The following is a 2052-nucleotide window of genomic DNA, read 5'->3' on the forward strand; positions in this document are numbered from 1 at the left end:
GCCCGTCATAGACATGCGCAAGCGCCAGGACGCGCCGGCCCCTTGCACGCTCGGGAATCGAGGGATCGTTCGGCAGCGTGGAGAATTCCGCTAGGCCGCTCAGGCGATCGGGTGCGGTCTGCATGAAGTCGCGCCAGAGTGGAATGATCTCGTTGGCGCGCTCTTCGGGATAGGCCGGACCGCATAACATCAGCTCCGGCTCGATCGGATGCAGCTTGAACTCGAAGCTCGTCACCACGCCGAAATTGCCGCCGCCGCCGCGCAGCGCCCAGAAGAGATCCGGGTTCTGGGTCGCGTCGGCATGGATGAGGCGGCCATCGGCGGTCACCAGATCGGCCGCCAGCAGATTGTCGACGCTGAGGCCGTGGCTGCCGCGCAGCCAGCCGATGCCGCCGGAAAGAGTCAGGCCGGCAACGCCCGTCGCCGAAATCAGGCCGCCCGGCGTGGCGCGACCAAGCGGGGTGGTGGCCGCATCGACATCGGCCCAAATAGCGCCGCCCTCGACGAAGACACGATCGAGGCCGGGCGCGACCCGCACGCCATTCATCAGCGACATGTCGATCATCAGGCCGCCGTCGCAGACGGCGTAGCCTGCAACATTGTGGCCTCCGGAGCGGATCGCGATCGCCAGCCGCTCTTCGCGCGCGAAATTCACCGACGCCTCGACATCGGCAAAACTCCGGCAGCGCGCGATGAGAGCGGGACGTCGGTCGATCATGCCGTTCCAGACGATCCGCGTCGTGTCATAGGATGGGCTCGACGGCTCCAGCACCTCGCCGCGCATGATGGAACGGAAGCTTTCGATGCTCGATGCTGCAAGGGTAGCGGTGGCGGCCATGTGGCGGTCTCCTCGTTTCACACACGCTAGCGCGGCGCGGGCAGGGCCGCTAAAGTCGAAAATGCTGAAAGGCGGTCATTTCTGCCATGGTTGAACAGATCGGCCCATTGAATGTGGCGATCCTTGCCGTTCCGGAGGCTACCGCCTCCACGATCTACGGCATGTTCGACCTGTTTTCCTCGCCCGGCAGGGATTTCCTGTTCATAACCAGCGGTGCGGCGGGCACGCCGCGCATGCGGCCCTATGTGGTTGCTGGGGACGGCAGCCCGTTTCGCGCTGCAAACGGCATCTGGATGCGCCCAGATCACAGCCTTGCCGATTGCCCGCCACCCGACATCGTCTGTATTCCAGATTTCTTCGTCAATCCGGGAGAAAGCGTCGCCGGGCAGTATGACGCCGAAGCCGCATGGCTGAAGCGAGCGCATGACGACGGCGCCATGCTGGCCAGCGCTTGTTCGGGCGCGGTGCTGCTCGGCGAGGCCGGGCTACTCGACAATCGCGATGCCACCATTCACTGGGGCTATGTCGAGACGCTCACGAACAACTATCCCGGCGTTAAGGTGAAGCCGGGCCAGTCACTCGTGCTGACCGGCGAGGCCCACCGCATCGTCATGGCCGGGGGCGGCTCGAGCTGGGAGGATCTCGCCCTCTATCTGATCGCGCGCTTCGTCAGCCTCAAGGAGGCGATGCAGGTCGCCAAGGTCTACATGCTGCAGTGGCACGACATGGGCCAACAGCCCTTCGCCGCGCTGATGCGCTTTCGCCAGACCGACGACGCGGTGATCAACCGCTGCCAGAAATGGGCCGAAGGCAACTACCGGACGCCCTCGCCCGTCGCCGCCATGACCAAGTTGTCAGGCCTGTCCGAGCGCTCCTTCGTGCGCCGCTTCGCCAAGGCCACGGAAATGAAGGCAATCGACTACATCCACGCGCTCAGGCTCGAGCAAGCCAAGCAGATGCTGGAGACCGGCGATCTCCCGGTCGAAGCGGTGGCGAGTGAAGTCGGCTATGAGGATGCGAGTTTTTTCGGGCGTCTCTTCCGCCGCAAGGTCGGGGTGACGCCGGCGCAATATCGCATTCGCTTCGGTGCTCTCCGGCGAGCATTGAGCCGCGATTGAATCTCAACCATCGCGGCGCGATGCCGATATTCCGCTTGGCGCCTCAAGTCAGCCGTTGAGCTGGCCCCAGCGGAATCCCAAAAGCAGAAATTCGAG

At 64.4% G+C, this 2052-nt stretch carries 2 protein-coding genes; one reads left to right on the forward strand and one right to left on the reverse strand.

The window, feature by feature from the left end; all coding sequences use genetic code 11:
- The coding region (locus EN914_RS33330; RefSeq protein ID WP_164779108.1) for an FAD-binding oxidoreductase at positions 1 to 838 on the reverse strand (838 nt) is incomplete at its 3' end.
- A gap of 86 nt (positions 839 to 924) precedes the next feature.
- Here EN914_RS33330 and EN914_RS33335 point away from each other — a divergent pair.
- Positions 925 to 1956 (forward strand): GlxA family transcriptional regulator, encoded by a 1032-nt coding sequence (locus EN914_RS33335; RefSeq protein ID WP_024505318.1) that lies wholly within the window; start codon positions 925 to 927, stop codon positions 1954 to 1956.
- Positions 1957 to 2052: the final 96 nt, after the last annotated feature.

Source organism: Mesorhizobium sp. M7A.F.Ca.CA.001.08.2.1 (assembly GCF_003998455.1).
GTDB classification, from domain to species: Bacteria; Pseudomonadota; Alphaproteobacteria; order Rhizobiales; family Rhizobiaceae; genus Mesorhizobium; species Mesorhizobium ciceri.

What these genes read in the sequence shown, in the direction of transcription:
- EN914_RS33335 (WP_024505318.1), top strand. Translation starts at nt 925, where the DNA reads ATGGTTGAACAGATCGGCCCATTGAATGTGGCGATCCTTGCCGTTCCG.